The sequence below is a fragment of the Polynucleobacter sp. AP-Titi-500A-B4 genome (assembly GCF_018688095.1).
Classification (GTDB): domain Bacteria; phylum Pseudomonadota; class Gammaproteobacteria; order Burkholderiales; family Burkholderiaceae; genus Polynucleobacter.
The window spans coordinates 1407530-1431785 of the sequence record NZ_CP061311.1 but is presented as its reverse complement, the minus strand read 5'-3'; the positions used below and the strand labels follow the sequence as shown (position 1 = coordinate 1431785).

20 protein-coding genes, 1 tRNA gene and 1 pseudogene are annotated in these 24256 nt (G+C 46.9%); 8 read left to right on the top strand and 14 right to left on the bottom strand.

Annotation, left to right across the window (positions count from 1 at the left end; all coding sequences use genetic code 11):
* Positions 1-28 precede the first annotated feature (28 nt).
* Positions 29-814, top strand: coding sequence for an AzlC family ABC transporter permease (locus FD968_RS07160; protein ID WP_215365054.1), 786 nt, complete (start codon positions 29-31; stop codon positions 812-814).
* Positions 811-1164 carry an AzlD domain-containing protein gene (locus FD968_RS07155; RefSeq protein ID WP_251367533.1) on the top strand — a complete coding sequence of 118 codons (354 nt, stop codon included), beginning with the start codon at positions 811-813 and terminating at the stop codon, positions 1162-1164. Before FD968_RS07160 ends, FD968_RS07155 begins: the two co-directional genes overlap by 4 nt.
* Before the next feature lie 21 nt (positions 1165-1185).
* Here the strand turns inward: FD968_RS07155 and FD968_RS07150 are convergent, their stop codons facing one another.
* Both FD968_RS07150 and FD968_RS07145 read right to left on the bottom strand, forming a co-directional pair.
* Positions 1186-4248 (bottom strand): FAD-binding and (Fe-S)-binding domain-containing protein, encoded by a 3063-nt coding sequence (locus tag FD968_RS07150; RefSeq protein ID WP_215365052.1) that lies wholly within the window; start codon positions 4246-4248, stop codon positions 1186-1188.
* The gene (locus FD968_RS07145; protein ID WP_215365050.1) at positions 4245-4931 is read right to left on the bottom strand and encodes a GntR family transcriptional regulator; all 687 of its coding nucleotides are present in this window, start codon (positions 4929-4931) and stop codon (positions 4245-4247) included. Before FD968_RS07145 ends, FD968_RS07150 begins: the two co-directional genes overlap by 4 nt.
* A 177-nt stretch (positions 4932-5108) precedes the next feature.
* Between FD968_RS07145 and FD968_RS07140 the strand changes: the two genes are divergently transcribed.
* The 3 genes from FD968_RS07140 to FD968_RS07130 all read left to right on the top strand — a co-directional run bounded on the left by FD968_RS07140 (position 5109) and on the right by FD968_RS07130 (position 8307).
* On the top strand, positions 5109-6293 hold the full coding sequence (locus tag FD968_RS07140; RefSeq protein ID WP_215365048.1) for an alanine--glyoxylate aminotransferase family protein: 1185 nt from the start codon (positions 5109-5111) through the stop codon (positions 6291-6293).
* Positions 6294-6459: 166 nt separating this feature from the next.
* Positions 6460-6864, top strand: a complete 405-nt coding sequence (locus FD968_RS07135; protein WP_215368101.1) for a heme-binding protein — start codon at positions 6460-6462, stop codon at positions 6862-6864.
* Between the two features lie 6 nt (positions 6865-6870).
* A complete protein-coding gene (locus tag FD968_RS07130) occupies positions 6871-8307 on the top strand; it encodes a DEAD/DEAH box helicase (protein WP_215365046.1) in 1437 nt (478 codons plus the stop codon).
* Here FD968_RS07130 and gluQRS read toward each other — a convergent pair whose 3' ends face one another.
* The gene (gene gluQRS / locus FD968_RS07125) at positions 8308-9258 is read right to left on the bottom strand and encodes a tRNA glutamyl-Q(34) synthetase GluQRS (protein ID WP_215365044.1); all 951 of its coding nucleotides are present in this window, start codon (positions 9256-9258) and stop codon (positions 8308-8310) included.
* A gap of 3 nt (positions 9259-9261) precedes the next feature.
* Between gluQRS and dnaE the strand changes: the two genes are divergently transcribed.
* Positions 9262-12876: a DNA polymerase III subunit alpha gene (dnaE, locus tag FD968_RS07120; RefSeq protein ID WP_215365042.1), complete on the top strand. Its 3615-nt coding sequence runs from the start codon at positions 9262-9264 to the stop codon at positions 12874-12876.
* Between the two features lie 13 nt (positions 12877-12889).
* Here the strand turns inward: dnaE and FD968_RS07115 are convergent, their stop codons facing one another.
* From FD968_RS07115 to FD968_RS07105, 3 genes are read right to left on the bottom strand one after another with little or no spacing between them, the layout of a single operon-like run.
* Positions 12890-14029, bottom strand: coding sequence for a glycosyltransferase family 9 protein (locus tag FD968_RS07115; RefSeq protein ID WP_215365041.1), 1140 nt, complete (start codon positions 14027-14029; stop codon positions 12890-12892).
* Between the two features lie 11 nt (positions 14030-14040).
* Positions 14041-14823, bottom strand: coding sequence for a glycosyltransferase family 2 protein (locus tag FD968_RS07110; RefSeq protein WP_215365039.1), 783 nt, complete (start codon positions 14821-14823; stop codon positions 14041-14043).
* Complete coding sequence (locus tag FD968_RS07105) at positions 14813-15580, bottom strand: glycosyltransferase family 2 protein (protein ID WP_215365038.1); 768 nt, start codon at positions 15578-15580, stop codon at positions 14813-14815. The genes FD968_RS07110 and FD968_RS07105 overlap by 11 nt, the downstream gene beginning before the upstream one ends.
* Positions 15581-15590: 10 nt before the next feature.
* On the opposite strand from FD968_RS07105, the gene msbA reads away from it, so the two are divergent.
* The gene (msbA, locus tag FD968_RS07100) at positions 15591-17354 is read left to right on the top strand and encodes a lipid A export permease/ATP-binding protein MsbA (RefSeq protein ID WP_215365036.1); all 1764 of its coding nucleotides are present in this window, start codon (positions 15591-15593) and stop codon (positions 17352-17354) included.
* A gap of 4 nt (positions 17355-17358) precedes the next feature.
* Here the strand turns inward: msbA and rng are convergent, their stop codons facing one another.
* From rng to FD968_RS07060, 8 genes and pseudogenes are all read right to left on the bottom strand, one after another.
* On the bottom strand, positions 17359-18822 hold the full coding sequence (gene rng, locus FD968_RS07095; RefSeq protein ID WP_215365034.1) for a ribonuclease G: 1464 nt from the start codon (positions 18820-18822) through the stop codon (positions 17359-17361).
* Positions 18819-19442, bottom strand: a complete 624-nt coding sequence (locus tag FD968_RS07090; protein WP_251367531.1) for a nucleoside triphosphate pyrophosphatase — start codon at positions 19440-19442, stop codon at positions 18819-18821. The genes rng and FD968_RS07090 overlap by 4 nt, the downstream gene beginning before the upstream one ends.
* A 4-nt stretch (positions 19443-19446) precedes the next feature.
* Positions 19447-19890, bottom strand: coding sequence for a 23S rRNA (pseudouridine(1915)-N(3))-methyltransferase RlmH (rlmH, locus tag FD968_RS07085; RefSeq protein ID WP_215365032.1), 444 nt, complete (start codon positions 19888-19890; stop codon positions 19447-19449).
* A 27-nt stretch (positions 19891-19917) separates the two neighbouring features.
* Positions 19918-20304: pseudogene (rsfS, locus tag FD968_RS07080) on the bottom strand (ribosome silencing factor); the annotation flags it as partial.
* A gap of 46 nt (positions 20305-20350) precedes the next feature.
* A complete protein-coding gene (locus FD968_RS07075) occupies positions 20351-21040 on the bottom strand; it encodes a nicotinate-nucleotide adenylyltransferase (RefSeq protein WP_215365031.1) in 690 nt (229 codons plus the stop codon).
* The gene (gene hemF, locus FD968_RS07070; protein ID WP_215368098.1) at positions 21037-21948 is read right to left on the bottom strand and encodes an oxygen-dependent coproporphyrinogen oxidase; all 912 of its coding nucleotides are present in this window, start codon (positions 21946-21948) and stop codon (positions 21037-21039) included. The genes FD968_RS07075 and hemF overlap by 4 nt, the downstream gene beginning before the upstream one ends.
* A gap of 39 nt (positions 21949-21987) precedes the next feature.
* The gene (purD, locus tag FD968_RS07065; RefSeq protein WP_215365029.1) at positions 21988-23265 is read right to left on the bottom strand and encodes a phosphoribosylamine--glycine ligase; all 1278 of its coding nucleotides are present in this window, start codon (positions 23263-23265) and stop codon (positions 21988-21990) included.
* 21 nt (positions 23266-23286) lie between these two features.
* Positions 23287-24006: a YebC/PmpR family DNA-binding transcriptional regulator gene (locus FD968_RS07060; protein WP_215365028.1), complete on the bottom strand. Its 720-nt coding sequence runs from the start codon at positions 24004-24006 to the stop codon at positions 23287-23289.
* 152 nt (positions 24007-24158) lie between these two features.
* Between FD968_RS07060 and FD968_RS07055 the strand changes: the two genes are divergently transcribed.
* Positions 24159-24243: transfer RNA gene (locus FD968_RS07055), tRNA-Leu, on the top strand.
* The last annotated feature ends 13 nt before the right edge of the window (positions 24244-24256 follow it).

Sequence of the window (24256 nt, the reverse complement as noted above, 5' to 3'; positions counted from 1 at the left end):
AATAAGCACTAGCTCTTACAATTACCCTATGTCATCAGCAGACCAACCCTATATTGATCCTAGTGAAATTGCGCTAGAGGGTTCTGCAGCAGAGCGCTTCAAGAGTCCTAAAGATGCCTTCTGGACAGGAATGCGAGATGCAGCAGGCGCTCCAGCAATGGTCCTCTTTGCTGGCATGGTGGGCTTCGGAGCGATGGGTAAGACCAACGGCTTTGATGTTTGGTTCACCACCTTCACTTCATTTTTTATGTTCGCCTTACCAGGGCAGGTGGTCTTGCTAGAGATGGCCATTACTGGCTCATCGGTAATTGCCATTGCATTAGCAGTGACCTTAACGTCGACCCGTTTCATCACGATGACGGTGACACTCTTTCCGCAGTTCGCCAAAAAAGATCGCAACCGTAGTTTGTATGCATCAGTGCATTTATTGGCGATGACTGCATGGGCAATCTCGATGAGAGAGTTTCATGCAATCGAAACTCAGCATCGTTTAGCCTATTTTGTTGGTCTAGGATTGCTCTGCTGGCTGATTTCTATTCCGGGAACCATCTTGGGTTTCTACTTGGCAGGCATGGTGCCTCCTGCAGTCACACTGGGCCTGGTCTTTATTAATCCACTATTTTTCTTGCTCACGTTTACGGAAGTGAAGCCTTGGATTAATCGCATTGCCTTACTGTTAGGTTGTATTTTTGGCCCGATTTTCTTTATCGTCGATCGTGATACTAGCTTGCTCACAGCAGGCCTTATCAGCGGTACCTTGGCTTACTTTATTGATCGTAAGTTCTTGCGCAAAAAGTCTGGAGTCGTCGGATGATGAATACCATGACCAATGCACTTTCTGGGTGGGGTTTATGGATTGCTTTGGTAGGCGCCTGCATTGGGACTTATTTCTGCAGAGCGATTGGCGTATTTCTCTCGCAAAGTATTAATCAAGATAGCGAAATCTTTCGTTGGTTGGCTGCGGTGACCTATGCCATGGTTGCGGCTTTAACGGTGCGCTTAATAGTCATGCCATTGGGATTGATGGCAACCGTACCTTTATGGGTACGTATCCTGATCTGTGCTTTGAGTATTGGCGTCATGGTCTCTAAGCCAACCAAGCGTTTAGTTCCGGCCTTATTGACTGGAACCTTGCTCATGGTTGGGTACGGCGTGATTCGTTAAGCGCCAAGCGCTTTCAATCAATTATTGCAGATGTGCAGCCAAGATTCTGGCGATATGGACAGCCTCTCTTTGAGTGCCATCGGCAATTTGATGACGACAGCTAGTGCCATCAGCTACAACCCAACTATCTGGTGATTTCCGAATACTGGGCAAGAGGGTTGCTTCAGCCATTTGCTTAGATACTTCGATATGTTCTGCTTCATAGCCAAAGCTACCCGCCATACCGCAACAAGAACTTTCAATGAGTTTGGGTTCTGCATTCGGAATGAGTTTGAGTAACTCCATCGCAGGTGTTACTGCTGCAAAAGACTTCTGGTGGCAGTGACCGTGAAACAGTACAGGCTTACTTGCTGACTTGAGGTGTAAATTGAGTTTGCCCGCTTTGACTTCATTGGCTAAAAACTCTTCTAAGAGTTGCGCCTGTTTGGAAACGGTGATCGCACGCTCATCAAAGCCCATTACTAAGGCTTCATCCTTGAGGGTGAAGAGGCAAGAGGGTTCTAGACCAATGATCGGAATGTTTTTCTGGGCATAGGGTGCAAGATGATTAACGAGCTCTCCCAAGGTTTCCCTGGCTTTATCGACCATGCCTGCTGCTAAGTAAGTTCTGCCGCAGCAAAACTCTTTAGAGCAATTATTTTGTTCTTGAGTTGACTTACTTTGGCTCTTGTGTGGAATATGCACGCTATAGCCAGCGGCAGTGAGTACTTTCAAAGCTGCTGCGAGATTTTCATCTTCAAAGTAGGCGTTAAAAGTATCGGCCAATAGCACCACACCCTTTTGTGCTGAGAGCTCATCAGGGCTGTATTGGTAAGTCTTGATAGCTGCTGATTTGCTCCAGAAGGTTTTGCTTTTCCAAACTGGCAAACTTCTTTGGGCGGAGATACCCATGACCCATTCTTGTAATTTGGCAATTGGCGCAATGTGATTACGCAGATTGAGAATGGTCGGTAAGAGTGGAATGCTACTAATCGTTCCTGCATATTTAGGAAGATAAGCCACTGCTAGATCACGTAAAGAATGGCCAACCCGTTTCTTATAGGCAGAGAGGAACTCAATCTTCATCTTAGCCATATCAACGCCAGTAGGGCACTCGCGCCGACAGGCTTTGCAGCTGACGCACAGCTCCATGACTTCTTTAATCGCATCGCTGCCTAGCGGTGAAGATTCATCTTTGATATCGAGTTGATTGGAGAGTGCTAAGCGTAAGGTATTGGCTCTACCGCGGGTAAGGTGCCTCTCATCACGAGTGACGCGATAACTTGGGCACATTACTTCAGCATCAAACTTACGGCAGTGACCATTGTTATTGCACATTTCTACAGCCTTAGCCAAGCCCATAGCGGGATCGCCGCCGGTACCCGGTGCGGTAGTTTCTTCTGTGACTGGATTATTTTGAACGTTCCAAGCTGACCAATCCAAGGCAGGTTGCAATGGAATAACTTTGTAGCTCGGGGGAAATCTAAAGTTGATGGAGTCATCCATCTTCGGTGGATTAACGATCTTGCCAGGGTTGAATAAGCCCTTGGGATCAAATGCCTGTTTAATTTCTGCAAGTGCTTCAGTAATTTTTGGACCGAACTGCCATGAGATCCATTCACCACGACATAAACCATCACCATGTTCGCCGCTATAGGCACCTTTGTATTTGCGTACCAATGCAGAAGCTTCCTCAGCAACCGCACGCATCTTTTGCGCACCATCTCTGCGCATATCCAGAATAGGGCGGACGTGTAATGTGCCGACAGAAGCATGGGCGTACCAAGTACCGCGCGAACCATATTTAGAAAAGACGTCTGTTAATGCTTGGGTGTAATCAGCCAAACTCTCAAGTGGTACGGCGCAATCTTCAATAAAGCTGACTGGCTTGCCATCACCCTTAAGACTCATCATGATGTTTAGCCCAGCTTTACGCACTTCCCATAGATTCTTTTGCAAGGATGTATCGGGCATGGACACTACTGAACTCGGTAAACCTAAGTCGCCCATGAGTTCTTGTAGGGCTGTAAGCTTTTCAAGTAAGGGCGCATGCGCTTCACCAGAAAACTCCACTAACAAAATGGCTTCTGGTGTTTGCGCAGTGTGATCAATCAGTGCAGTCTCAATTGTCTTCTTAAAGCTCGGATTGCTGCGCGCTAAGTCAATCATGGTGCGATCGACTAACTCAACTGCTGTAGGGCCTAGCTTCACAATGTGCTGAGCGCTATCCATAGCTTTATAAAAACTAGCGAAGTTCACAATACCCAAGACTTTATGTTTGGGCAGTGGTGCTAGTTTGAGCTTGAGGGATTTGAAATAGGCTAACGTTCCTTCGCTACCCACTAAGAGATGGGAGAGGTTGACGCTACCATCTTGCGTGTAAGGCAATTCACTTTGCGGGTGGAAGATATCCAGGTTGTAACCTGCGACACGTCTCAGTACTTTCGGGAAGTGGGCTTCGATCTCAGGTTGGAGCGAATGCGCCAAGCCTTTAACAAAGTCACCTAGCTGTTTAGCAACCCCAGAACTATTGGCATAGTTACCAAACTCCGCAATCTGACCATTAGCCATCCAAGCATTGATACCTAAAACGTTGTGCACCATATTGCCGTAGGCAATCGAGCGGCTACCGCAAGAGTTATTGCCTGCCATGCCCCCAATGGTGGCTTGTCCAGCGGTTGATACATCGACTGGATACCAAAGACCGTGTTGCTTGAGTGAGCCATTAAGGTGATCAAGCACGATGCCGGGCTCAACTTCTACATAGCCTTTATCAAGATTGAGATCGAGAACGTTTCTGAAATACTTGGTGTTATCAATGACAAGTGCTGCGCCAGTGGTCTGACCACACTGACTAGTGCCTCCACCACGGGGTAGAACGGGTACGCCAAGTTCTGCTGCAATCTGAATAGCTGTTGCAATATCTTCCGCAGTCTTCGGTAAAAACACTGCTACTGGCATTGCTTGGTAAATCGAGGCATCGGTTGCATAGCGTCCACGGCTAGCGCTATCGGTCATCACCTCACCAGAAGTTTCTTGGCGCAGACGCTTAGCTAGTGTTACTTGATCAAGCATCAACTCTTTGAGGTCTAAAGGTTTATTCATTTGGTCGTCTCCATGGTGCTAGTTTCCGCCTTGAGGAGTTGCACGACGACATCTCGTTTATTTTGTACATGCTGAATCATGATCTTGCGCATTCTCTTGCTATCACGGGCTTTGAGGGCATCGAGCATCTCTTGATGTTCCTCCACGGCCTTTTCCCATTTAACGCCGTCTTGGTTAGAGCGAAAGCGCAGCGCTTCGATACGGGCATTGACTTGCGTAAAGAGGCGAGACAACACTGGGTTGTTGGCAGCTTGATTAATGAGGTGATGAATACGCAGATTTAGTTTGTAATAACTGGATAAATCACGGCGCGCATACGAGGCCATCATTTCATATTGGAGTGCTTCTAATTCAGAGAGGGTGGTATCGCTAATGTTATTGGCGGCTAACTCACCCGAGAATCCCTCCAAGTCTGCGATCACATCAAAGGTGTGAATCACATCCTCCAAACTCAGTTGCACAGCAATGGCGCCACGATTCGCAATCAGCTCAACCAAGCCATCAGCAGCCAAACGACGGATCGCTTCACGAATCGGTGTACGCGAAACATTGAGGCTTTCAGCTAATTCACGTTCATTGAGCTTGCTGCCTGGCGCGATCTTTCCTTCAACCAAGAGTGATCTGAGCTTTTGGAAGGTTGCCTCATGCAGATTCTGAGAATTTGGCTGCTCTATGACCGTCATAGTGAGAACCTATAATTTGTATACAAAAATATCATTAAGCCATCATAAAGCATAAATTAGGGCTTTAAATCGATTAAATTGATATTTTTTTGTATGCAAAATGGAAAATTCCCAAAAATTGTCATACACTAGCATCTGAAATTACCACTTATAAACACCCTAAAAGTGAGACAAAGCATGTTGAAACTAGATAACCACGCATCAGGACGCCATTTCTTACACATACCTGGCCCAAGCCCAGTACCCCCACGCGTTTTGCGTGCCATTAGCTATCAGACCATCGACCATCGTGGCCCGGAGTTTGGGGCGTTTGGTTTGAAGGTTTTGGATGGCATTAAGAAAATTTTTAAAACTGAACATCCAGTGATAATTTATTCCGCTTCTGGCACAGGTTCATGGGAAGGTGCCTTAGTAAACGTTCTGAATGCTGGTGACAAGGTGCTTTTTTACGAAACTGGTCAGTTTGCAAACTTATGGCGTGCGCTTGCGGCCAAAATTGGTTTACAAGCTGAGGTAATCGGTAAGACTGGTAAAGATACCTGGCGTTGGGGTGTGGATGCTGCAGTGATTGAAGAGCGTTTGCGCAAAGATACTCAACATGAAATCAAAGCGGTATGTGTTGTTCATAACGAGACCTCAACGGGTATGACATCAAACATTGCTGCTGTTCGAAAGGCAATTGATGCTGCTAAACACCCCGCATTACTGATTGTTGATAGCGTGTCTGGTCTGGGTTCGGCCGACTATCGCCACGATGAGTGGGGTGTTGATGTAACGGTTGCAGGATCACAGAAAGGCTTGATGTTGCCGCCAGGAATTGGCTTTAATGCACTCTCGCCCAAGGCAATTGAAGTGAGTAAGCACAGTAAGATTCCTAAAGCCTATTTGGCTTGGGACGAAATTCTTGAATCCAATAAAAATGGTTATTGGCCAACCACACCTAGTACAAATTTAATGTACGGTTTGCATGAAGCTATGGATATGATGATGGCTGAAGGTTTGGATACGATTTTTGCTCGACACCAACGTTTGGCTGAAGCGTGTCGTCGTGCAGTTGCAGCGTGGGGCCTTGAAAATCAGTGTCAAGATTCCTCCGCCTATTCTCCAGTTCTGACTGCTGCAGTAGTTCCCGAAGGAATGGACGCAGATGTCTTGCGCAAACATGCATTAGAAAAATTCAATCTCTCTTTAGGAACTGGGCTTGGTAAATTGAAAGGTAAGATTTTCCGTATTGGTCATTTAGGTGATTGCAATGAGCTCAGTCTGATGGCGGCACTCAGCGGGGCGGAAATGAGTCTGGGAGCTATGGGGTATAAGCCCAAGGAAAGTGGCGTAGTTGCAGCACAAGAATTCCTCAAATAATCCTTATTTGGGCGCTTTAGGGCCCATATCTGTTGTAGCAAGGGTGGAGCAGGGCTTGAAGGTCTGAGTCTGGCTACACCCTTTATAATTCATGCACTTGTATTGATAGTACTTTCATCACATAAAACATATTCGAGACAATCGTATTTAAAAAGGATTCAACATGTTGGCATCTAAACCTTATTTAACTCAAGCTGATGTTCAGAAGATTTTGGATGCGGCGGATAAACATGCTGCTAAAAACAATTTTGCAGTGACGATTGCGGTTTGTGATGAAGGTGGTCACATGCTGGGTTTAATTCGTCGCGATGGTTGTGCTCCTTTGTCTTCTTACATCGCTCAAGAAAAAGCGCGTACTGCAGCAATGGGTAAACGTGAGACGCGGGTTTACGAAGAAATTATTAATAATGGTCGCCATGCATTTCTATCAGCCCCGCACGTATCGGGCATGTTAGAAGGCGGCGTCAATATCGAGGTAAATGGGTTTACCATCGGCGCAGTCGGCGTTTCCGGCGTTAAATCTGCGGAAGATGCTGAGACCGCTAAGGCCGGCATCGCCGCCATCTTGTAAGTTACCTTGACAAATACTGCTACTGAAATAAATTCATCTACAGGGGTTGGCGACTCAGTCGTTTCTGCGGCTGCCCCTAGTACCCTCCCTCCAGCAACAATCACTTTTGCTGATTTTGGTTTAGACCCGCTGATTCAAAAAGCGGTTGCTGAACAGGGCTACAACACTCCGACTCCGATTCAAGCGCAATCGATTCCGCATGTATTGGCCGGAAGTGACTTAATGGGCGCTGCACAAACTGGTACTGGTAAAACGGCAGCCTTTGTGTTGCCCATTATTCAAAAGATTTTGCGGCATGCGAGCAACAGCGCGTCGCCTGCGCGTCATCCCATCCGTGCCTTGGTCCTAACGCCTACAAGAGAGTTGGCAGTGCAAGTGGCTGAGAACGCCGCTAGCTATTCCAAACATACCGATCTGCGTGCCGCTGTGGTCTATGGTGGTGTGGATATGAAAGAACAGGTCTCCATTTTACGAAATGGTGTCGAGATTCTGATTGCAACGCCAGGCCGCTTGCTGGATCACATTGGCTCTAAGGTCGCCAATCTATCTCAGGTAGAAATTTTGGTGCTGGACGAAGCTGACCGCATGTTGGATATGGGTTTCTTGCCAGATCTCCAGCGCATCATTAATTTGATCCCTGCGCAAAGACAAACCCTATTGTTCTCGGCGACTTTCTCGCCAGAAATTAAAAAGCTCGCTCAAAGTTATTTGCGTACACCGGTAACGGTTGAGGTAGCTCGTCAAAATGCTGCAGCCGATACTGTCAAGCAAGTAGTGCATATGGTGTCATCCGGCGATAAGCAGCGCGCGATTGTCAAAGTCTTAGAGAATCGTACACGTCAAGGTTTGTCGCGTCAGTGCATCATCTTTACCAATAGTCGTCTAGGTTGCGCCAAGTTGGCGCGAGCTCTAGAGCGTGATGGTATTAAAGCAGGCGCGATTCATGGTGATAAGAGTCAGGGCGAACGCACCTTAACTTTGGATGCCTTTAAATCTGGTGCGATTGAAGTCTTAGTTGCGACGGATGTAGCAGCGCGTGGTTTGGATATTCCAGACATGCCATGCGTAATCAATCACGAGTTGCCTTATAACGCTGAAGACTTCATTCACCGCATTGGTCGTACTGGCCGTGCGGGTAGTAAAGGTGACGCGATTGCTTTGGTGGACGATAGTGAAAAACGTTTGCTCGATGACATTGAAAAATTGATGAAGCGTAAGCTGGATATCCAAGCCCTGCCAGAAGGCATTCCCGCTTATGCCAAGCCATCTTCAAACAGTAGTGCATCAGCAAAAATGTCAGACCCATTTTTCTACAAGCCTTACGAACCTAGTGCTAAGGCAGCATCATCTGATGATGTTGTTAAGCCTGAAGAGAAAAAAGTGGGCATTACTCCTGCAAAGCCAGCAGTTGGTGCTTTGCTAGGTGGCTTCAAAAAGAAATAATTACAACCTCCAAGCATGAGTGGCTGCTAAGAGCCACTCAGCAATGGTCGTGCTCTCACCATCGGGCAATCCAGTTAGACCCAAATGCTTTGCAGCCTTGCGCAATTCTGCAAGAGAGCACTTTTCATCTTGCGTGTTAATTTGGGTGGCCAAAGTTTGCTTGCTTAACTTTTCACCGTGCTCATTCAATACCAATGGAAGGTGTTTGTAGAGTGGTGTCGCGTATCCCAACAGCTTTTGTAAGTAAATTTGTCTAGCGGTATTGCTGAGTAAATCCTCGCCACGCACAATATGGGTGATGCCTTGGTCAGCATCATCAACAACCACAGCAAGTTGATATGTGAATAAGCCATCATTTCTGCGCAAGACAAAATCACCAAGCTGTTGATTGAGATTTTGGCTTTGATGACCAAGCACTAAATCCTCAAAATCAATGTGGCAATTTTCAGGCAGGGCAACTCTCCACGTATGGCTGGTTTGGGCTATCTCATCCTGCGAATACAGTTCAAGATGCTCCGGCCTGCAAGTGCCTGGATAAACCATCTCCTGATTGCGGGGTGTTTGGATCCCTAGGTTTGCTAGGGCATTGGCAATTATTTGCCGAGAACAAGAGCAGGGATAGAGTTTTTGTAGGCCATTGAGACGCCCTAGGGCTACTTTGTAGAGATCTTGGCGCCTAGACTGATAGCTGGGTTCTTCATCCCAGAATAGGCCGCAGGCCAGCAATTGCGACTGGATTTGCAGGTCCGCCCCGAGGATGCATCTAGGGGTATCCAAATCCTCAATTCTGAGCAGCCATTGACCCCCATTTTTACGGGCATCTAACCAGCTTCCAAGGGCTGCAACCAAGGAGCCTGCATGGAGAGGTCCGGTAGGCGAGGGGGCAAATCGCCCGCGATAGCCGTCGGCTGGGGATGGAGGGTTTTTGAGCTTGGACACAGCTAAAATCATCTCATGGCTTCACCCCGTTTTGTTCATCTTCGCATTCATTCCGAGTTTTCGATTACGGATGGAGTCGTTCGCATTGATGATGCAGTAGCCGCTGCCGCCAAAGACGAGATGGGCGCCTTGGCCCTGACCGACTTAAGTAACTTATTTGGCTTGGTACGGTTTTATACAGCCGCACGTTCTGGCGGCATTAAACCGATTGCAGGTGCCGATGTTTGGGTGAGTAATCCCCAAGATCCTGATCAGCCACATCGACTCTTATTGCTGGTGCAAAACCATTCTGGTTACCTCAATCTTTGCGAGCTGCTCAGTAGGGCCTCTTTAGATAACCAATCGCGTGGTCGTGCTGAAGTCGATTCAGCATGGTTTAGTGAACCTGCTGCTAAAGCAGAAGATAAAAAAGCAAAGAGAACCCTATCCTATGGATTGATCGCGCTTTCTGGTGCGCGCATGGGCGAGTTAGGCGCTGCACTATTAGCGGGCCAAGAAGATCAAGCGAAGATCGCTGCCAGGCGCTATGAAAAGCTCTTTCCAAAATCCTTTTACATTGAAGTACAACGTGGCGGTCACCCACAAGATGAGAAGCAACTTCAGCTGGCTTGCCATTTAGCTAGTGAGTTAGATCTACCGGTGGTGGCAACACACCCAGTGCAGTTCATGCAAAAGAGCGACTTCACGGCGCACGAAGCCCGCGTTTGTATTGCTGAAGGTGAGTTATTAGGCAACCCACGTCGTCAAAAGAAATTTAATGATGAGCAGTATTTCTTGACGCAAGCGGAAATGGAAAAACGCTTTGCAGATTTACCTGTTGCTTTAGCGAACTCGGTTGAGATTGCCAAGCGTTGCAATTTATCTCTAGTACTGGGTCAACCTCGCTTGCCAGATTTTCCGACACCACCAGGTATCACCTTGGATGAGTATTTGCTTGCTCAATCAGAGGTGGGCCTTGAGCGTCATATGGAGCGCAATTTCCCAGATCCAGAAGAGCGTGCCAAAGAGATGCCACGTTATCACGAGCGTCTGGTATTTGAGGTCAAGACCATTTCTCAGATGGGTTTTCCTGGCTACTTCTTGATTGTTGCAGACTTTATTAACTGGGCCAAAAATAATGGCGTACCAGTAGGTCCTGGTCGTGGATCGGGCGCAGGCTCTTTAGTGGCCTACTCTCTAGGCATTACTGATCTAGATCCCCTTCGTTACAACTTGCTCTTTGAGCGTTTCTTAAATCCAGAGCGGGTATCGATGCCCGACTTCGATATCGACTTTTGTCAGCACGGTCGTGACCGGGTGATTCAGTACGTTAAAGATAAGTATGGTAAAGACGCAGTGAGTCAAATTGCCACCTTCGGAACGATGGCAGCTAGAGCGGCGATTCGTGACGTGGGTCGAGTGTTGGAGCAGGGCTATAACTTCGTTGATGGTATTGCCAAACTCGTTCCGAATAAGCCAGGTCAATATATGACAATTGAAATGGCCAAAAAGGAAGAGAAGCAATTGGCTGAGCGCGAGAAGAATGAAGATGAAGTTCGTCAATTACTCTCATTGGCCCAACAACTTGAAGGAATGACCCGTAACGTCGGTATGCATGCTGGTGGTGTATTGATTGCCCCAGGTCGACTAACCGATTTTTGTCCACTCTATACCCAAGAGAGCAAGGATCAAGACAGCAGCTCGGTGATAAGTCAGTTTGATAAAGACGATGTTGAAGCTATTGGCTTAGTGAAGTTTGACTTCTTAGGATTAACAACACTCACTATCTTGGCTGCAGCTGAGCGCTGGATTAAAGCACTTCATGCTGATCGTAAAGATTGGAGTATTAGCGATATTCCACTTGATGATGAAAAAGCCTTCGATGTTCTAAAGCGAGCTAATACAGTTGCCGTATTCCAGCTAGAAAGTCGCGGCATGCAAGGCATGCTTCGTGAAGCTAAGCCTGACCGTTTCGAGGACATCATTGCATTGGTGGCTTTATATCGTCCTGGTCCAATGGATTTGATCCCCGACTTTATTGAGCGTAAGCATGGGCGTCAAAAAGTCGAGTATCCAGACCCGCGTATTGAGCCTGTTCTACGTGAAACCTACGGCATTATGGTTTACCAAGAGCAGGTGATGCAGATGGCGCAGATGATCGGTGGTTACTCACTCGGTGGCGCTGACATGCTCCGTCGGGCAATGGGTAAGAAAAAACCTGAAGAGATGGCGCAGCATCGCAAGATCTTTAGTGATGGCGCAAAAGCTGGTGGAATCTCAGAAGGTAAAGCGAATGAGATCTATGACTTGATGGAGCGTTTTGCAGGCTATGGATTTAATAAATCCCATGCTGCCGCTTATGCACTCCTAGCATATCAAACAGCTTGGCTTAAAGCTTACTATCCAGCCGAATTTATGGCAGCCAACTTATCGCTTGCAATGGATGATACCGATAAGGTCAAGATTCTGTATGACGATTGTTTAGCCAATCAAATTCGGGTGTTCTCGCCTGACATTAATACGGGTGTTTATGAGTTCACACCATTGCGTGCACCCGGTGCGGCACCTGATGCTCCAATCATTCATATTCGCTATGGTTTGGGCGCGGTGAGGGGTACTGGCGAAGCTGCGATTGAGGCGATTGTGAAAGCACGCGAAACCGGTGGCCCATTTAAAGATCTATTTGATTTTTGCGCTCGCGTAGATCGTAGGCAAGTCAATCGTCGTGCAATAGAAGCACTCATGCGCGCAGGTGCATTTGATAGTCTTTATAAGGACTCATTAGCCGTTGGCGGACATCTCTACGATATTCGCTCCACCTTGTTAGCTTCTTTGGCTAGGGCGATTGAGGCGGCTGAACAAGCGGAAGCCTCGATTCATCAAGTGAGTTTGTTTGAGGTTGCCGGTGAAGACCATCAACATCAGCCAGAGTTGGTACGTGAGCCTGTTTGGTCTGAGAAGAAGCGTCTTCAAGAAGAAAAGACGGCTTTAGGGCTTTGCTTAACAGGGCACATGTACGATGCCTATCGTGAAGAGACCGCCCACTTCATTCGTCAGCCCTTGGCAAAAGTGACCGAAGGTAAAGATCAACTAATTGCCGGAATAGTGACCTCTGCCCGTATGCTTACAGGTCAGCGTGGTCGCATGATGATTGCAACTATCGATGATGGTACTGCTGCACTAGAGGTTACTTTGTACAGCGAGGTTTATGAGCCTAATCGTTCATGGCTTAAAGAAGATGAATTACTTATTGCTAAGGTGAACGTCACGCCAGATAAATTTTCTGGCGGTATGCGCGTTGTTTCTGAGGCGGTGATGGATATCACCGGTGCCAGAATGCGTTTTGCTCGCAACGTTCATGTCTGTCTGGATTCTGCGGTCGATATCAGAATGCTACGGAGCCAGATTGGCCCTTACTTAATGGCCAATCGCACGCGAGATCCTAAGTTGGGGGCTCATGTATCAACTCCGAGCGGAAATGATGGTGTGAAAGGTTTGATGTTGACCGCAGCAGTCACTACCAGTGGCGGCGCTTGCTTAATGCAGTTCCCAGAAGAGATGCGCATTTATCCGGATGACGCATGCTTACATAGTCTCAATCAATTGCTGACATCAAAACAAAAAGATCCTGTACAGGTTCAGTATCACTAAGTACTGATAGACTTTATTGTTGTCCCAAGGCTTTTTCTACCGCCTCAATAACTTGAGCTGGCTCTAGTAGATCTAAACATTCACTATTACTGTCGGCACGATCTAAGCAGCCCGCTTTGCGACACGGTACGCACTCACCGGGTCCTTGCAAAATAGTGACGTTGCCAACAGTTTGTGTGCGTGCACGTAACTGATAAGGCTGTTTGCCAATAAAGCCATTGGGCCAAGGCCCAAAATTCGTTGGTGGCGTAGCTCCAAATAAGGCAATCGTTGGTGTATTGCAGGCGGCTGACAAATGGGTAATAGACGTATCTACACCAATATACAAAGTCGCTCCTCGCAATAAAGACCCAGCCTGAGGAATAGATAACTTGCCTGCAGTATCAATCACCTTTTGACGAATATTGGTTTCCAGTAAAGACAGAATGTCATGATTGAGTTGTAAATCTTGCTTAGCAGGCGAGGCGCTCAGTACCACTTGAAATCCACGATGGACTAAATGGGTAATCAGATGTTGCCAATGGGCAAGAGGCCAACGCTTATAGGCGGTTAGTGGGCCCGGATGAATCACAACGTAAGGCTGAGTGAGTTCGCTAGCAATCACTGGCGTTAGTGCTTCGCCAATGGGAGGTGTGATATCAATCGGCTTGGAAAATAAATCGTCCGGGTTTCTGAAAAAGACTTCCAGCAGGCGCAACTTTTCAGTAATCACGTGTTGAGAAAAATAATCAACATCAACGGTATGCATAGAAATCAATTTCTTCCATGCGTTTTGCTTTTCCGTTTTACTTTGCTTGCCCTGGGGGTGACCGCCTAAAACACCCACTCTTCGGAATGCGGCTACCAAACCATATAAGTAAGCGCGATCGCTCGGTTGGGTTACAAAGGCAAGGTCGTAACGTTGAAAGAGTTGATTGAATAAGGAGAGATATTCTCTAAATCTAGGGCGGTCTGAGGTTTCAATGATCTGAGCAATATCTGGGTTGCCTTTGAGCATATCAAGCTTGCCTTTGTAGCCCAGAAAATGAAACTCAGCATCGGGCCAAAGTTCACGCGCCTTACTAATAAGTGGTGTGGTAACTAGTACATCACCTATTTGCCGTGTGGCAATGAATAATACTTTTTTAGGCTGAAGGGTAGAGAAGTTAGTCATATGCAGAGTGCTTACATTGCCTTTGCCAAAATCTTCTCTCGTACACGCCGCGCATTTTCAGCGGCATTACTCTGATCATTCATTTTGTGATAAAGGTGCAATACTTCAGTGGACCAAGACCCAGACTTACGCTTGATGTGGTGACGTTGTAAGCGAAATACAAAGTCAGCATCTTCGTGACCCCAGCCAGTCAAAGTTTCATCAAAACCATTAATAGCATCTGCATCTGCCTTCCAGCAGGCTAGATTACATCCTTTGATACGCCGCCAAACAAATTTTTTGTAGTCCCGCCACACGCCATTACCGAATTTGATTTTAAGAGGCCAATATTTATTAATGCCACCATTAAGGCGATACATTAAAAGTTTAGAGGTAAATTTCTTAAAGTCCCAACGGGGGGTCGAAAGCAATTCTTTCGTAAGCGCTTCATTTAATAAAACTCGGCTGCCTGTAACTAGAAAACCTTTTTGGGCAAGTGCTCGATGATGTTCTATAAAATCAGGCTGAACAATACAATCCCCATCTAAAAAAATCAGGTAATCACCAGTCGCACTATGAGAGGCTAGATTGCGAATCAGGGCTAATCTAAAGCCCTTATCTTCGTGCCATATATGTTTAATATCCAGCCTAGAGGTGCCCGCATAACGATTAATAAATTCTCTAGTTTCATTGCGAGAGCCGTCATCTGCAATGATGACCTCAAAATTTTTATCTCCCTGTGTTTCTAGAGACTGCAAAACAAGATTGAGCGCATCCACCCGATTATAGGTAGCTACTATTACGCTAATTTTCATTTTGATCTTCTAGCTCTAGTAACCATATCTTCATGTAACGGTAGTAACTGCCTTCACCATTAGAAATGGCTAATGCAAGCCCATGCTTCCCATCCAAAAAACCTGCCTTGAGGAAATAAGTTCGAATAAAGGCCCATAAACCATGCAGAATTGCTTTGTATGGATTGCTTCGTTTACCGCGTGCGTAAGCCTGCTCTGCGGAGGCGCTTGAATAGCGATCAATTTTACTCAGCACTTGGGAGAAATTTCTAAAGCTGTAGTGCAGCATGGGATTTTCTAGCTTCGCAACAGAGCTATTTGGGATGAGCCTCTCATGAACCAAATCATCTGAGAAGCGTGCGGTTCCTCGCTTAAAGAGTCTGTCTACATAGTCGGGACTCCAGCCTGAGTGACGGATAAAGCGACCGCAGTACCAAGAGAGCCTGGGGATAGCAAAACAATCCACCTGGGCGCTATGGTGAATGGCTGTCAAGATCTCTGATCTGAGGGCAGGGGTGAGTCTTTCATCAGCATCCAGTGATAAAACCCAATCTTCAGTGGCTAGATCTAAGGCTCGGTTCTTTTGAGGGCCAAAACCAGGCCAATCTGAGGGCTGGCTAATGGTGGCGCCATACTTTTGGGCGATTTCTAGGGTACGGTCGGAACTATTTGTGTCGACCACTACGATCTGCTGGGAAATGCCTTCCAAGGAGGCTAGACAGTCCTCTAAATTGGCCTCTTCATTGCGGGTGATGAGTATGACGGATAAGGTGGGCATAATTCATTATATGAATGCTCAAGACCGTACCGCCCTAAATCGCCTAATTGCCTATCTTAAGCCCCATATCGGGCTCATTATCGGGTCTTTGGTGGCTATGGCTTTTGTGGCTGCAGCTGAGACCTCAATTCCCGCCCTGATGAAGCCATTATTAGACCGTGGCTTTACAGGTGAACTCAATGACAAACTATGGCAGGTGCCTGTATTTTTGGTTGGGCTGGCCCTAGTACGTAGCTTGGCACAGTTTTTATCGAACTATTTGCTGACCAGAGTGATTAATGCAGTGCTTCTCAAATTACGTCAGCAAATGTTTCAGACTTTGCTCCATGCAACTACTACTTTCTTCCAGAAGAATTCTGCATCTAACTTAATTAATGCCGTTGTTTTTGAAGTCAACAATGTACTCTCGATTATGGGGGGCATGCTGATTAGCTTAGTACGCGATTCTCTTACTGTAGTAGGTTTGATGGGTTATTTGATTTACCTGAACTGGAAGCTCACCTTAGTTGTTCTCATTATTTTCCCAATCATCGCTTTCATTATGAGTAGGATTAATCGTCGCTTGCGAGCCCTCAATCGTGAGCAACAAAATTTGACGAGTGAACTAGCCTATATTGTTGAAGAGTCGGCTGCAGGATATAAAATTGTAAAGGTGCACGGTGCTCAAGAATATGAAATGGAGCGCTTTCAAAAAAAGGCCGAGCGTTTGCGCCAATTCGCATTAAAGTCTGCTGTGGCCGGTGGCCTCAATCAACCGATTACCCAGTTGATTGCCTCTATGGCTCTATCGATTGTTCTAGTGATTGCCTTGATGCAGTCTGCCACCGAAGGCACTACGGTTGGGGGTTTCGCAGCATTCATTACTGCCATGATGTTGGTGATATCACCCTTAAAGCATTTGGCTGATATCAATCAGCCTTTGCAACGCGGCCTCACAGCTGCAGAGATGATCTTCGGCTTGATGGATCAACCCTATGAAGAGGATGAAGATCGTAAGCTGAGTATGAAGCCCCTTTATAAGGCTAAAGGCGCAATTCGTTTTGATAATGTCGGCTTTTCATACCAGCAAGAGGTGGGCCGACAAGATGCATTAACCGATATTAATCTCACCATTAAACCGGGTGAGATTGTTGCGTTTGTTGGACCTTCTGGTGGCGGCAAATCTACCCTAGTGAATTTGCTACCTCGATTCTTTAAGCCAACGAGTGGCCATATTTACTTGGATGATCTTCCGCTTGAGGATATCGTGCTCTCTGATGTTCGCAAACAATTAGCTTTTGTTAGTCAAGACGTCATCTTATTTAACGACACGATTGCAGCAAACGTTGCCTATGGCGCAACTAATGAAGCGGGTATTGATCGTGGTCGAGTGATGGAGGCTTTGGAAGCGGCAAACCTCAGTAGCTTGATTCGCGAGCTTCCTGAGGGGATCGACTCCATGGTGGGCGATAACGGCAACCGCTTGTCAGGTGGGCAGCGGCAACGCTTGGCGATTGCCCGGGCCATCTATAAAAATGCCCCAATCCTGATTTTAGATGAGGCAACTTCTGCATTGGATTCTGAATCAGAGCGACAAGTGCAAGATGCTTTAGAGAGACTAATGGCTGGTAGAACAACCTTGGTCATTGCCCACCGCCTTTCAACAATTGAGCATGCAGATCGAATCGTCGTTTTAGAGCATGGCAAGATTGTGGAAAACGGATCGCATGAAGAATTAATTAAGCAAGATGGCCTCTATGCCAATCTGCATCGCATTCAATTTTCCAACGCGTAGTTCTTTAACTTAGAACGATGTCGTACTGTTCTTGGCGGAAGCTTCCCTCGGCCTGAAGGGTAATGGGTTTGCCAATGAAGTCACCTAGCTGAGCTAGAAATTGATTTTCTTCCTCCAAGAAGAGATCAATGACGTCTGGCGCCGCCACAATACGAAATTCTCGCGGATTAAATTGACGATGCTCGCGCACAATCTCACGCAAGATCTCATAACAAATGGTTTGTGCGGTTTTGATTTCACCCTTACCCATGCAGGTAGCACAAGGCTCGCAGGTAATATGGGCAAGGGACTCGCGCGTGCGTTTGCGAGTCATTTCTACTAAACCTAATGCTGAGAATTCGCTGACAGAAGTGCGCGCATGATCACGCTCTAGGTTGCGTTTAAGTTCATGCAAGACTGACTCTTGATGTTCTTTGCCAATCATGTCGATGAAATCAATAATGATGATGCCGCCAAGATTGCGTAAGCGCAGTTGACGAGCGATGGCTTGTGCGGCTTCAAGATTGGTTTTAAATACCGTGTCATCTAGATTACGGGCGCCAACATAACTTCCTGTATTGACATCAATGGTTGTCATTGATTCTGTTTGGTCGATCATCAAGTAGCCGCCAGATTTTAAGTCAACACGTCGCCCTAAGGCTTTGTTGATTTCAGTATCGACATCAAATAAATCAAAGAGGGCGCGTTCACCACGATGCAAGGTGAGCTTGCCCAATAGATTGGGCATATACAAATTGGCAAAACCTTTAAGCTTCTCAAAGTTCTCAGCGGAGTCCACCCGAATTTGCGTAGTCTCTTCGCCAGCAACATCACGCAATACGCGCTCAGCCAGGCTTAGATCTTGATATAGCAGGCTAGGCGCAGCCTTATGTTTCATTGCTTCATGAATATTTTCCCAGGTAGTTCTGAGATAGCGCATGTCATGTTGTAGCTCGGTATCCGAGGCGTCTTGGGCACTCGTGCGCACGATGATGCCACCTTTTTCATCTTCAGCCATGAGGGTGGCAAGACGGGCTTTGATAGCCTCGCGTTCTTCTGGTTGGTCAATGCGCTGGGAGACGCCAATATATTTTTCAGTAGCTACATCGGTACCTGCTGGCGGGAGATATACCAAGTTACGGCCCGCAATACTGAGTTGGGTAGTTAAGCGCGCACCTTTGGTGCCCAAAGGATCTTTTAAGACTTGTACTAGCAAGGTCTGACCTTCAAAAAGCAACTTTTCAATTTGGGGCTGAGGATTGCTTTGGGTGATATCTGCCACATGCATAAAAGCAGTGCGCTCTAAGCCAATATCAATAAATGCTGACTGCATCCCTGGTAATACTCGAACTACTTTTGCTAAGTAAATATTGCCGACAATTCCGCGTTGACGAGTTCTCTCAATTTGTAGCTCTTGTACAGCGCCTTGCTGAATTAAAGCAACCCGCGTCTCTTGCGGAGTGATATTGATCAGAATTTCTTCATTCATATACTGTTAACTTGAGCGCGTTTGAGGAGTTGGGCAGTTTCATGCAGGGGTAGCCCCATGATACCGCTATAGCTGCCTCTAATGCAGGGGATAAAACTGCCACCACTCCCTTGAATGCCATAGGCCCCAGCTTTGCCAAAAGGTTCTCCACTGGCAATATAGGCCTTGATTTGTGCTTCAGAGAGATTGGAAAACTGAACCTCTGAAACTTGTAGCAAAAAAACGGGAGCTTCTTCAGGTCTGATCGTGAGCGCAACGCCAGTTAATACTTCATGAGTTTTACCGCTCAGCATATTCAGAATGCGTGCTGCATCAGCGGCATCAAATGGTTTACCTAGAATTTCACCTTCAGGATGATTGGGAAGGCTGACAGTTGTGTCTGCACACAAAATTGGTGCCCAAGGTAAATGACTTTTTTTCCAGCGCTCTAGTGCAGCAGCACTTTTTGCTAAGGTCACTCGCTCAACATAAGCACGGGCTTTTTCATGGGGCAGGGGTATTTCAATACTTTCAGTATCTTCACCAGCTTGTGGCAATAGCATTTCATAGCGAACACCAATCTGTTTTAAGAGTTCCTGGCGGCGTGGACTTTGAGAGGCGAGATAAACGAAAGAGTTCAAGACATTACTCGCGGTGATAGGGATGGCCTTGTAGTATGGTCCAGGCGCGATACAGTTGTTCAACGAGCAATACTCTAGCCATAGCGTGAGGCAAAGTTAGACTGGATAGGCGCCACATTGCTTGTGCACTAGCTTTGAGGCTGGCATCTAAGCCATCTGCGCCACCAATTAAAAAGGTGATATCAAAACCCTCTTGGCGCCAGCTCGCTAACTGAGTCGCTAGATTTTGAGTTGTTTGATCTTTGCCGCGCTCATCTAGCGCAATGACTCGTGAACTCTTGGGAATGGCCGCCAGAATCTTCACGGCCTCTTTTGCTGGCGTGAGATCAGGTTTAATTTCTTTAATCTCGATGCTGCAATCTGCCGGCATACGTTTGATGTAATCCTGGGTTGCAGTGGCAACCCAATCCGGCATTTTGTGACCAACTGAAACAATAGTTAAGCGCATCAGCTAATGAAATAGTTCAAAAAACTATTCGTCGTCTTCAGATTCACTGGCTTTTGCTAGCCCTTTAGCACCAGCCAACTTTACCCGCACTGGCTTGGCACCCCACATGCCTTCAAGCTGATAGTAGGAACGCAACATGGGCTGCAATATGTGAACGACGATATCACCGCAATCTACCAAGACCCATTCACCGGTTTCTAAACCTTCGATAGAGATGACTTCACCGCCTTTGGCGTTGACTTCTTCTTTAACCGACATTGCCAAAGAGCGTGTTTGGCGATTGCTAGACCCAGTAGCAATGATCACGCGATCAAATAATTCGCTGAGTTTAGTGGTGTCATAAACGCGAATATCCTGCGCCTTAACATCTTCTAGGGCATCAATAATGACGCGTTGTAATTTACGTAAGTCCATGGTGTTTGTGCAATATTTTCTAGTGTTGAGGATGATCTTAGCTTGATTACTGATACAAGCCCAGATTTGTAATGATTTCCAGTGTGTGTGATGGAATTTGCTCAGAGGCCACACTGCTACGAGCGGGGGATTGAAGACGATTTCTTAATTCAGTAGAGGAAAGGTCTACAGACATGCTTTCATCAACATAGATGAGGCCAGAAGCGCTATTTTCAAGGTCATGACAGCCCGCTGCTCGATGTTTTTCTAGCAATTCCTTTAGGAATGGGCTTGTCTCTGCGGCAAGGCCATAGTTTGGGCGACTCGCCACTGCAAAATTGACGTATTTCATGAGATCTTGCCAGGCATGCCAAGTAGGTAAGTTCACTAGGGAGTCAGCGCCCATGAGCCAGATCAAACTTGTTTCAGACCCAAAGCGTTCTCTTAGCGCTTTCGCAGTATCAATGGCATAACTTGGTCCAGCACGATCAATCTCAATGCGATCTATGCCGACTTGAGTCGAAATCTGGAGATACAAAAAGGCTCTTGCTAAATCTATACCGGCAGCTTCAGTTAACTGCAACCGTAATTCTGCAGGAGTGATACCAGCACCCTTTTGCCAAGGCTCACCACTTGGGATCAGTAGTAAGGTATCTAAGTTCAGTAGTTTTGCGAAATGACTGGCAAGTTTAAGATGGCCTACATGGGGTGGATCAAAGGTGCCACCCAGAATGCCGATTTTTTTACGAGCGCTCAAGCTACCCAATCCCGCGGCTTGAGGTAATAGTCATAAAGCTTCGCTTCTGGTGTCCCAGGCGCAGGCTGATAGTTGTACCACCACTGCACTACAGGAGGCATCGACATGAGGATTGATTCAGTACGACCCCCCGAGTGCAGACCAAAGATGGTGCCTCGATCAAATAAGAGGTTGTACTCGACATAGCGCCCCCGGCGATATTCCTGAAAGGCTTTTTGTTCGGGGGTAAAGGGGTCTTGATAGCGCCGCTGCACAATCGGCAGGTAAGCCTTGATAAAAGCATCACCGACAGCTCTGGTCATGGCAAAGCTTTGCTCAAAGCCTAGCTCATTAAAGTCGTCAAAAAAGACTCCGCCAATCCCTCTAGGCTCCTCACGATGCTTTAAGTAAAAGTACTCGTCACACCACTGTTTAAAGCGTGGATAGAGTGGTTCTCCAAATGGATCTAAAGCCTCTTTAGCACTTTGATGAAAATGCTGACAGTCTTGATCTACGCCATAGTAGGGAGTTAGATCAAAGCCACCGCCAAACCACCAAACCGGCTCTTTACCCTCTGCTTGGGCAATAAAGCAGCGCACATTCATATGGGTGGTGGGAACGTTGGGATTATGAGGATGAAAGACTAAAGAGACCCCCATGGCTTCAAAACGGCGACCGGCGACTTCAGGGCGGTGATGGGATGCTGATGGGGGCATTTGATCACCCCGTACATGAGAAAAGCCTACTCCCCCTTTTTCCAGGATATTGCCACCATCCAAAGTGCAGGTGCGACCATAGCCTTTGAGTTTGCTCTCTTCTGGCTTATGCCACTCATCAGCCACAAAGGCTTTGCCATCTAGAGCACTCATGGCACTGGTAATACGATCTTGCAGTCCTAAGAAATAGTCCTTGAGGACAGTGATGTCGATTGGGGGTTGTTGTGTTGACAAGAGTGATGTACTTTTGAGTTACTTGATTGCGCGATAACCAATATCTTTGCGATATTGCATACCATCAAACTGAATTTTGCTAATGGCATCGTAGGCTTTTTGTTGAGCACCTCGTACAGTATCGGCTAGACCAACAACACAGAGTACGCGACCACCTGAAGTCACTATCTTGCCATCTTGCAACTTGGTGCCAGCATGAAAAGTGATTTGATCTTCTGTATCCGCTGGAATGCCTGTGATGACATCGCCATTACGTGGTGTCTCAGGATAGTTATGAGCAGCAAGCACAACTCCAAGAGCGGTGCGACGATCCCATTCGAGTTCCACTTCATTTAACTTGCCTTCCACTGCGTGATCAAGTGCGTTAACAAGATCGCTGCGTAAGCGAGCCATGATGGGTTGGGTTTCTGGGTCACCCATGCGGCAATTGAACTCCAGAGTTTTGATTTTGCCATCGGGGGCAATCATGAGGCCTGCGTAGAGAAAGCCTGTGTAAGGTAGACCATCCGCTTCCATCCCCTTAACCGTTGGCATGATTACTTCACGTAATGCCCGCGCATGAATTTCTGGAGTAACAACAGGTGCGGGTGAGTATGCACCCATGCCGCCAGTGTTGGGACCCTGATCTGCATCTAGTAATCGCTTGTGATCTTGACTGGTTGCTAAGGCAAGCACATGTTTGCCATCAACGAGCACGATAAAGCTAGCTTCTTCACCAGTTAGAAATTCTTCAATCACAACGCGTGCACCTGCGTTGCCTAGTTTGTTATCGGCAAGCATCATGTCTACAGCAGCGTGAGCTTCTTCTAAACTCATCGCGACGACAACACCTTTACCTGCAGCCAGTCCATCCGCTTTAATGACAATTGGCGCACCCTTGGCGTCGATATAGGCATGCGCTTCTAAGGCATTCGAAAATGTTTGATAGTCGGCCGTTGGAATGCCATGACGCTTCATAAATGCTTTAGAGAAGTCCTTGGATGATTCCAGTTGAGCAGCAAGTTGGGTTGGTCCAAAAATACGCAAGCCATTGTTACGGAAAACATCAACAATCCCTGCTGCCAAGGGTGCTTCAGGACCTACAACGGTAAGATGAATCTTTTCTCGTTTTGCAAAGTCAGCCAACTCTTGCAATCCCGTAATTGGTAAATTCTCAATGCCAGCAGCCGTTTGCTTGGCTGTGGCAGTGCCGCCATTACCGGGGGCTACAAATACTGTTTGAACTTGAGGAGATTGCGCCAGCTTCCAGGCTAATGCGTGTTCACGGCCACCAGATCCAACGAGAAGAATTTTCATAATAGAAGGGCTAATAAAAGTTTAAAGAGCGGCGTTGGTAAAGACTTCTTGCACATCATCTAAGTTTTCAAGTGCGTCGAGCAGTTTCTGCATGCTCTCTGCTTGATCACCTTCAAGTGCAATCTCGCTCTCAGGACGCATAGCAACGGTTGCTAATTCTGCCTTCAGGCCCGCTTGGGTAATCGCATCTTGCACTTTAGGAAAATCTGGCACGGGCGTTAATACTTCTAGTGATCCATCGTCATGGGTGATGACATCATCAGCGCCTGCATCTAGAGCGACTTCCATGAGTTGATCTTCACTTGTGCCAGGGGCAAATAACATTTGTCCGCAATGCTTGAAGAGGAAAGCAACAGAACCTTCAGCTCCCATGTTGCCACCATTCTTATTAAACGCATGGCGAACTTCTGCAACAGTGCGAGTGCGGTTATCGGTTAAGCAATCCACGATGATGGCTGCACCATTGATGCCGTAGCCCTCGTAACGAATCTCTTCATAGCTCACACCTTCTAAGGTGCCAGTACCGCGCTGAATCGCTCTTTGAACGTTGTCATTCGGCATGTTGGAGTCTTTGGCTTTATCAACAGCTAAACGGAGGCGAGGGTTAGTCGCAAGATCGCCGCCGCCAAGTTTGGCTGCAACAGTAATTTCTTTAATGAGTTTGGTCCAAATCTTGCCGCGTTTTTCGTCTTGACGACCTTTGCGGTGCTGAATATTGGCCCATTTCGAGTGGCCGGCCATACTGGTAAGTCCTTTTAATAATTTGGCTATAAGACGCTATTTTAAGGGGTTCTAGACCCAAGGTAGGAGGCAGTTAAGCAATTTTTGTTACACTCTCATGTCTTAGCAGTAGCAAAGCAGCAAATTAAGCAGAATTTCCACTGCAAACACCTGCCTCGGTGATGGAATTGGTAGACGTGCCGGACTCAAAATCCGGTGCCGCAAGGCGTGGCGGTTCGAGTCCGCCCCGAGGCACCATTTACTGGTTGAT

Excerpts from the sequence above, each read along its gene's own strand:
- FD968_RS07160 (WP_215365054.1), top strand. The coding sequence starts at position 29 with ATGTCATCAGCAGACCAACCCTATATTGATCCTAGTGAAATTGCGCTA.
- FD968_RS07155 (WP_251367533.1), top strand. The coding sequence starts at position 811 with ATGATGAATACCATGACCAATGCACTTTCTGGGTGGGGTTTATGGATT.
- FD968_RS07150 (WP_215365052.1), bottom strand. The coding sequence starts at position 4,248 with ATGAATAAACCTTTAGACCTCAAAGAGTTGATGCTTGATCAAGTAACA.
- FD968_RS07145 (WP_215365050.1), bottom strand. The coding sequence starts at position 4,931 with ATGACGGTCATAGAGCAGCCAAATTCTCAGAATCTGCATGAGGCAACC.
- FD968_RS07140 (WP_215365048.1), top strand. The coding sequence starts at position 5,109 with ATGTTGAAACTAGATAACCACGCATCAGGACGCCATTTCTTACACATA.
- gluQRS (WP_215365044.1), bottom strand. The coding sequence starts at position 9,258 with ATGATTTTAGCTGTGTCCAAGCTCAAAAACCCTCCATCCCCAGCCGAC.
- dnaE (WP_215365042.1), top strand. The coding sequence starts at position 9,262 with ATGGCTTCACCCCGTTTTGTTCATCTTCGCATTCATTCCGAGTTTTCG.
- FD968_RS07115 (WP_215365041.1), bottom strand. The coding sequence starts at position 14,029 with ATGACTAACTTCTCTACCCTTCAGCCTAAAAAAGTATTATTCATTGCC.
- FD968_RS07110 (WP_215365039.1), bottom strand. The coding sequence starts at position 14,823 with ATGAAAATTAGCGTAATAGTAGCTACCTATAATCGGGTGGATGCGCTC.
- FD968_RS07105 (WP_215365038.1), bottom strand. The coding sequence starts at position 15,580 with ATGCCCACCTTATCCGTCATACTCATCACCCGCAATGAAGAGGCCAAT.
- msbA (WP_215365036.1), top strand. The coding sequence starts at position 15,591 with ATGAATGCTCAAGACCGTACCGCCCTAAATCGCCTAATTGCCTATCTT.
- rng (WP_215365034.1), bottom strand. The coding sequence starts at position 18,822 with ATGAATGAAGAAATTCTGATCAATATCACTCCGCAAGAGACGCGGGTT.
- rlmH (WP_215365032.1), bottom strand. The coding sequence starts at position 19,890 with ATGCGCTTAACTATTGTTTCAGTTGGTCACAAAATGCCGGATTGGGTT.
- purD (WP_215365029.1), bottom strand. The coding sequence starts at position 23,265 with ATGAAAATTCTTCTCGTTGGATCTGGTGGCCGTGAACACGCATTAGCC.
- FD968_RS07060 (WP_215365028.1), bottom strand. The coding sequence starts at position 24,006 with ATGGCCGGCCACTCGAAATGGGCCAATATTCAGCACCGCAAAGGTCGT.